General features: G+C 40.7%; 6 protein-coding genes. All 6 read left to right on the forward strand.

The window, feature by feature from the left end; all coding sequences use genetic code 11:
* Nucleotides 1–232: 232 nt before the first annotated feature.
* The 6 genes from CLV84_RS18070 to CLV84_RS18080 all read left to right on the forward strand — a co-directional run bounded on the left by CLV84_RS18070 (nt 233) and on the right by CLV84_RS18080 (nt 7,340).
* On the forward strand, nt 233–850 hold the full coding sequence (locus CLV84_RS18070) for a hypothetical protein (protein WP_104421149.1): 618 nt from the start codon (nt 233–235) through the stop codon (nt 848–850).
* A complete protein-coding gene (locus CLV84_RS18075) occupies nt 825–1,904 on the forward strand; it encodes a helix-turn-helix domain-containing protein (protein WP_170067763.1) in 1,080 nt (359 codons plus the stop codon). The genes CLV84_RS18070 and CLV84_RS18075 overlap by 26 nt, the downstream gene beginning before the upstream one ends.
* 150 nt (nt 1,905–2,054) lie before the next feature.
* Nucleotides 2,055–3,080 carry a hypothetical protein gene (locus CLV84_RS21535; RefSeq protein ID WP_146088861.1) on the forward strand — a complete coding sequence of 342 codons (1,026 nt, stop codon included), beginning with the start codon at nt 2,055–2,057 and terminating at the stop codon, nt 3,078–3,080.
* A gap of 451 nt (nt 3,081–3,531) precedes the next feature.
* Nucleotides 3,532–3,930 (forward strand): hypothetical protein, encoded by a 399-nt coding sequence (locus CLV84_RS21540; protein ID WP_146088862.1) that lies wholly within the window; start codon nt 3,532–3,534, stop codon nt 3,928–3,930.
* Between the two features lie 1,604 nt (nt 3,931–5,534).
* Complete coding sequence (locus CLV84_RS21545) at nt 5,535–6,020, forward strand: hypothetical protein (protein WP_146088863.1); 486 nt, start codon at nt 5,535–5,537, stop codon at nt 6,018–6,020.
* Between the two features lie 354 nt (nt 6,021–6,374).
* Nucleotides 6,375–7,340: a Fic family protein gene (locus CLV84_RS18080; RefSeq protein ID WP_104421151.1), complete on the forward strand. Its 966-nt coding sequence runs from the start codon at nt 6,375–6,377 to the stop codon at nt 7,338–7,340.
* The last annotated feature ends 227 nt before the right edge of the window (nt 7,341–7,567 follow it).

Here is a 7,567-nt window from a genome sequence, read left to right on the forward strand (position 1 = left end):
GCTTTAAAAGTTACCTTTAGGTTGATCGAAGTCCGGTGACCTGGTTGGTGTTAGCCGGTCTGCGCCGGCGCACCCGTTGGGCGAAAGACCGGCATTAGGCCGGTCCCCAAACATGACTCTTGGAGATCAGTCTACTAGCTACCAAACAGGATTCAGGGCTTTCCGAAATAATTTCAAGAATAATTTGCAGGGTAAAATTAATTGACATAGCTTTGTAGTCAAATCATGAATTGTGACTCAAGCAAAGGCTAGCGCCATCCTTAAACCATACTTCCAACTGCTCTACGATTCTGTCGTAGATGGTTACAAATCCTTCATCCAATCTATGGGTTCCAATGCCATAGTTTATGACTCGACAACCAGAGCAAACATGGCTCATAATCACATCTTCCATGATCTTGCTGGAAGAAGTGTATCAGACCCCAGACTGCGTTGCTTTACTGTTGAAGGATTGAAATTGTTTAAGCTCGATGATCTTTTCTTATTTAAGGTAAAAAAGCTTTCTAATGATCTGAAATCAAGTAATATTAAAAGTCGACGCAATGATCGCTTCTTACGGCAACAGAAGTTGTTCAATGAAATGGAACCTATGACCCACTTACAATTAGGTTATGTGGTCGATTACGTGGGTGCTGCAATCACAGATGTACATATAGTTTGTCCGAAAAATGAGAACCAGAATGATTGGACAATTAATTTGAATAAGGAGTTGGGGCAACATTACCTACCTGACCTGTTTGACAACATCGTAGTCGACGATACTCAGCCAGATTACGGTTTGCCGGAATTGACGTTTGTAGTGGGTGACGATGAAAACAAATCAGATGAACAACTTATTCAAGCAGTGTAATTTTAATCCCAATATGTTAACTATTGCGCGTGAAGCAAGAGGCTTCACTCAGTCGCAACTTTCAAAAGTCTCAAATATTTCACAAGGAAACCTTTCAAAAATTGAGCAAGGACTTATTGAGCCTACAGAAGAGGTTTTAGATCGCTTAGCGGTTCAATTAGGATACCCGAAAGAGTTTTTTGAAGAAAAGATTAGTTTGCTTCCCGTCAATCATATGTTCCATCGGAAACGCAAATCGATAGGAAAAAAAGTACTTTCAAACATTGACTCAAATCTCGCAATTAAAGGATTGCACATTACTAAGCTATTATCGTCACTAAAGATTTCAGACGACATACCTAGGTTGGGGGTCGAAGATTACGGGAATCCTGAAATTATAGCTAGAAAGTTGAGACTGTACTGGAAAATACCTCAGGGTCCTATAAAAAATTTAACTGGCCTTTTAGAGAGTAAAGGAGCTATTATAGTCGATGTTGCTACTTCGGACAAGTTAGATGGTATGGCTGTTCCAAACACTGAAGATATACCCATAATTTATCTAAATCAGAATAAACCCATTGATAGAAGGCGATTTACATTGAGTCACGAATTGGGACACATAGTAATGCATACGAATTACATTCCTTCTCTCGATGACGATGTAGAAGATGAAGCCGATCGATTTGCTTCAGAGTTCCTTGTTCCTTCCCAAGAATTCAAGTCTATGTGTGTCGGGAAATACATAACTATAGAAGAACTAGGATTTTTAAAGAAATACTGGAGGGTTTCCATGGCTTCTCTATTACGAAAGCTCAATACTTTAAATTTAATTACACCTCAAAGGTATAGGTCGTTAAATGTCGAGATCAGTAGACTTGGATATAGAAAACATGAACCAGACTTTGGTATTCCAGAGGAAGAATCAAGATTATTACGGTTCTTGGTGGATCAGTATATTAAAAAGTTAGAATACACAGAGAAACAACTTGCGGATCTGCTTAGATTGACAATTGATGAATTCAGAGAAATGTATAGAGTCAACAATCTCAAATTGCAGTATTCTAAAAAAAGTTAAAATTCTGAAATCTCTTCATCATCCACTTGAATTACGAAAATTCAATGTGTATTTAGCAGGTTTGTTACCGCTATTTTGGTGACAACATTTTGTTGAATGACGAACTGGAAGAGATTATTGTAAACAAGAATAAAAGGTAGATCTTTAGACATGAATAGGAAAGAAGGTATCAACAATGTGATGGCCGGTGGAGGTCATGTTGTAATATTAGGTGCTGGAGCAAGTATAGCCTCTACCTACAGAAATTCGGAGAAAGGGGGAAAGGCATTGCCATCGATGGATAATTTTGTTGAAGTAGTAGGCTTGCAAGATATTGTAGATGGTCTGCCAGATAAATTGAAAGCCCGAAATTTTGAAGATTTGTACACAAATATTCACAATGACAATCCAAAGTCGCATTTATTAGTCGAGATAGAAAACAGAATCAAAGCATATTTCAGTGATATGCAATTGCCGGATGAACCTACAATATATGACTATCTAGTTTTGGCTTTAAGATCCAAAGATTTAATTGCTACATTCAATTGGGATCCGTTTTTATATCAAGCATTCAGTAGAAATTATCATGTTGGAAGCTCACCAATGCTTGCATTTCTTCATGGGAGCGTAATTATTGGCTTGTGTAAAGAAGAGGGAGTTAGGGGACATGCTGGCACGAAAACTAAGAATGGAAATATCTTTCAGCCAACTAAATTGTTATATCCTATAGCCCGTAAAAACTACAATGACGACGAATTCATAAAGTCAGAGTGGGATCTTACCAAACACATGCTTTCCAAAGATAGCGGGACTGTTAGGGTAACGATTTTTGGATATGGTGCGCCAGAATCGGATGCTGAGGCTGTCTCATTATTGAATGAGGCTTATGGTACCTCACTAGAACGAGAAATGGAGCAATTTGAAATTATTGATATAGCTCCTGATGAGTTTCTTAGACAGAAGTGGAATGGATTTATTCATACTCATCATTATAACACTACTAATTCCTATTTTAATTCATCGCTCGCTCAAAATCCTCGCCGAACTAGTGAGAGTTTTTTTCATCACTACCAACCAATTTCTCCAGGTGAAATGTTTCGAGAGCCTAACCCCGTACCCACAAATTTTAAGACTTTAAAAGAACTTCAGGATTGGCATCGGCCATTGATTCAAGCTGAAGAATCTGCTAGTCAGTGAATTATAGATATAAGTTTTAACAAAGGAATAGACAAATTCGCCCAACATCGCGCCATCGTCAAGCCGGCGGTGAGGCTTTTGGGCGTCGATGAGCCGTTAAAGGCTATCTTAAAGTTGGTCGAGATCCGGATGCTAGCTGGTGAAGCCGGCCAGCGGTGGCGCATCCGTTGGCGGAAATGCACAGCAAGACAGCCCACTGAATCGTTAGTATAATGCCCGCAAAACAGGAATAAGCTACCGCGAGCTACCCCGCCTTCAGCCAAAGAAAAGCAACTGCAGTTTACTCAGTTCGAATTAACAAATTGAAGCTACAGCGAGTCACTTCGCCATCAGCCAAAGGAAAAGCTACCGCTTGCTATTCAACTATATGTCTGCCCACCCTTGGACTAAATTCTCGCTATAAAGAGCGCATTCCATTGAGAGAGGGAAAAATTAATGAACAGTGAGAAATATGAGACCCCAAGTAAGAAGTTTGATAATTGATTACTTGAACGATCAAATTTCAGCAGAGCATACACTAAGACAAATTATGGATTTGACTGGAAAGCATATTTCTGAGTACGAATTGAATAACTATTGGCGATCAGAAGATCTAGAGTCATTTATAGATAGATTAGCATTACAATCGTTAGATCCAAAAACAATTGATGACGATCGGGCAATAGAACTGTTGCAAAGTATACTTGATAATTTAGGAGACCACGCATTATTAATAAGGAACAGCGAGGCATTGGAAATCAAATATCGCAAGCCAAGTGGAACAGTTGTCAACTTAATATTCTATAAAGAGATTGAGGATGTTTCATCTCTCCTTCTGGCACTAAAGATCGACACAGTTACATATTTATAAAATCACACATGTCTTGCATAATTTCTAGTTTGAAGCTACTGGAAATTACTTTGTTGTAAGCTATAGGAAAGCTACTGCACACTACTGTGCCCACATTATTAATCAAAAAAGAAGCACTTCCGCCAACACTGCGCCATCGTCAAGCCGGCGGTAGAATTGGCGGGTGTCGAGGATACTTTATCGGCTAGGAAAGCAATCGCTTGATCCGTAAGTTGGCTGGTGGAAGCCGGCCTGCGGTGGCGCATCCGTTGGGCCCGATGGCAGAGACACCCGAAGGGTTAGTTACTGGCGGGTTTGAAGCCCAGACACGCAGGGAAAGTGATTATGGTAGGTAGTGAAACCTTCAAATAGGACCTGATAAATCGTGTGCCTTGGTAATTGAAGTCTATCAGCTACGACCTAACTACTACTGGATTACGGATAAATTACCCGGTAAGAGCTTAATTCATTCCGGTCGATGAAAATGGAAATTAGCTGCCCCGTAGCGCTTCTTCTTGGGTGGTATTGACTCTACCCCTGCTATGAATAGTATAGTCACCTTCGAATTGATCCAGGACGGTAAAGCACCCCAACTCCGGTGAATTATAAAATTCCAGCATCACAGGTAAATGGCAATTTGAGCTTGGTTTTACGACCGTACCTGGATACTGGTAGGGAAAGGGAGAACTTGGCCGTCCGGAAGAATGTACAGGCCAACTGTTTATCGCCGCTGGTAAAAGCTGCCGCACATTGAAGGAAGCCAAAGAGAGTTTCATCAATTGCATTCAGGGTCGCCGCTCCAGTATAAATTGAATTAGACGTTTCCGGGACGACGGTGGAATAGCTAATCATTGCCGAAATAGACTATCCGTTAAAGATCAAAGCTGTAGCAACGCCGAAAAAGTGGGGACGCCGGGGACACAATCCTCGAACTAATAAGGTCAGTTGTGATGGTTCCAATCATAGAAAAGACTATTCCTGCGAAGAATTAAGAAAAGGAATGTCCCTTGGTCCAAGGTCCATACTATAAAGCCACTGGGCCCAACACTGCATACCGCGTCATGCCACCGGTTGCGCTTTTGGGTGCTATTATTGCTTTGCAACCGGCCGTAATTAAACGTCACCACCCGATGCACCTACTGGAAATGGTGGCATGCGGGTATGCCCCCGTTGGGCGAAAGAACCGCCATCAAAGCCAGTTCAATTTTAAACTACACCTACAGTTCATTTCTCGATAGTGCGAAGGCACAAGAAATATAAGTTCAAGATATGTTCTAAGAGGAAAGCATCTATTTCTACCTGATTTTAGGTATAGTCATGTCTATAGGAATTCTATACTATATTGTCTATAATGAAAATGAGAATTAGCTATAAACTTATAGTGCATAAGCAGGCGAGACAACATAGCAAAGGTAAGAGGTTTAGAGCGCGGAAAATAACTAGTCAGATGAAATAAGTGACGTCAAAAGTGTTACCCAGCTGGGTTGACTTCTATTATCCAGGTCTTTGGTACACAGACCGCCATTCAAGGCGGTCCGAGACATTTTAAAGGTAGTTCTACAATCTTTTATTTCTGATTATCGTATAGATAAAATCAATAGAATACACAGCAACAACGGTAACCTATGCTACCAACAGAACTTTCATCTACAGAGCTAGCTAAAATTAAAGATGGATTAAAGCATAAGTATGCTGACATTGTAATTCAGGTGCTTTGCATTTATCCGATTATAATATTTGTTCATCCCTTTATTCCGAGAAAACGTGGTAGAGGACCGTTAATAAATGAATTGCCATATTGGGATGCGGTGTATGAGGTAATTTATATTGACTTGTTTACTGTATTCCTAGTAGTACTAATATCAATTTATAAGTATTTCAAAAGTGTTGATAACATATGGTCTAACATTGCCCTTCAAACTGGAGAATTTGTAGTGAAGAAAAAACAGTCAAAGTGGTATTCTTTAAATGAATATGAAATTGTAGGTGAGTTGAACGATGCATTTGTAAAATATCGTGTAGACAAAGCAATGTTTACTTCCATATCGGTTGGCAAAACTTATAGAGTAGTTGTTGATATGAAAAGCAAGACATTATTACGCGCGGAATGAAAAAACTGTCTTACAGAATGCAGTATATTATACATATGATGAGATTATTAAAAGATTTTCATTTAAAGCTTAATGCTAAACTTGCAAAGGAGGGGGCGTCGTGAAGGGTTTAATGACCCAAAATTGTAGAAGTAATCGCCCAACATCACGCCAGCGACAAACCGGCAGTTGAGGGGGCGGGTGTCGAGGGTGTTTTATATTGGGGGATAAAGTTGGTGATGGTCCGATGAGCTGGTGGGTGGAGCCGGTCTGCGCCGGCGTAACCGTTGGGTCCAATCCACAACAGATCACACCAGACGAGAAGTGACATAGGTAGCACGTTTCGTATCTTTGATGCTATCAAATGATGGCATCATGTTGCAGAAATACTACGAGGGCACAAGTAGAATCATCGAGCTCAGTACAGAGATCGGACGCCTGATTGGAATTGTCGACTCAAACTACCTGCAGAAGCCAACTACAAAGCTCAGAAGAGACAATAAGATCAAGACGATCTACTCCTCACTGGCGATCGAAGGAAACACCTTGTCAGTTGATCAGGTGTCAGATATGATAGATAACAAGCGGGTCACTGGACCACCAAAAGACATAATAGAGGTTAAGAACGCTATCGAAGTTTATGATCACCTAAGAGAGTTTGACCCATTAGATGAAGCATCCTATTTGCGAGCACATCAGATGCTGATGAAGGGTCTGATTGACGGGGCGGGCAACTACAGAACGAAGTCAGTAGGAATTTTTAAAGGAAGCGCGGTGGCACATATGGCGCCACCAGCCTGGAATGTAGACAACTTGATGAAAAATCTATTCCGTTATTTAAATGAAGAGGATGATACATTGATAATCAAAAGCTGTGTATTTCATTATGAAATGGAATTCGTTCACCCATTCATGGATGGGAACGGAAGAATGGGCAGGCTATGGCAAACGCTTTTATTGATGAAATACAACCCAGTCTTCGAATACCTACCTATAGAGGGACAAATAAAAGAGAATCAACAAAACTATTATGACGCTTTGGCGAAATCCGACAAGGCTGGAATATGCACTGCGTTTGTGGAATACATGCTGGAACAAATATTTTTTAGTTTAGAAGATCTAATCGAGACGCAAAGGCGAAGCCTAACCAACACCGAGAGAATAGAACACTTTATCGAGTTTAGTGGGAAAGACTCATTCACCAGGAAGGACTATATGACTGTCTTTAAAGATATTTCCACGGCAACAGCAACGAGAGATCTAAAATATGGTACGGAGAATGGCTACTTCAAAAGAAGTGGAAAAGACCGTACGTCGGAGTATCAAATTATTAAAAAATAAAGGACTGGACCCAACACAGCGCCATCGTCAAGCCGGCGGTAACGCTTTTGGGTGTCGAGGATGCTTCATCGGCTAGGTTAGAATGCTACTGATCCGTAAGTTGGCTGGTGGAGCCGGCCAGCGGTGGCGCACCCGTTGGGCGAAATAGACGACATTTAGGTCGCCAACTATAAGCATCCCGCTACTACTTACACATCAATGGCAATTAGATCAAAACATAAACAGAG

Source organism: Neolewinella xylanilytica (assembly GCF_002934605.1).
GTDB classification, from domain to species: Bacteria; Bacteroidota; Bacteroidia; order Chitinophagales; family Saprospiraceae; genus Neolewinella; species Neolewinella xylanilytica.

Bases quoted from the DNA above. Each gene is read 5' to 3' on its own strand.
- CLV84_RS18075 (WP_170067763.1), top strand. From the start codon at position 825: ATGAACAACTTATTCAAGCAGTGTAATTTTAATCCCAATATGTTAACT.
- CLV84_RS21535 (WP_146088861.1), top strand. From the start codon at position 2,055: ATGAATAGGAAAGAAGGTATCAACAATGTGATGGCCGGTGGAGGTCAT.
- CLV84_RS21540 (WP_146088862.1), top strand. From the start codon at position 3,532: ATGAGACCCCAAGTAAGAAGTTTGATAATTGATTACTTGAACGATCAA.
- CLV84_RS21545 (WP_146088863.1), top strand. From the start codon at position 5,535: ATGCTACCAACAGAACTTTCATCTACAGAGCTAGCTAAAATTAAAGAT.
- CLV84_RS18080 (WP_104421151.1), top strand. From the start codon at position 6,375: ATGTTGCAGAAATACTACGAGGGCACAAGTAGAATCATCGAGCTCAGT.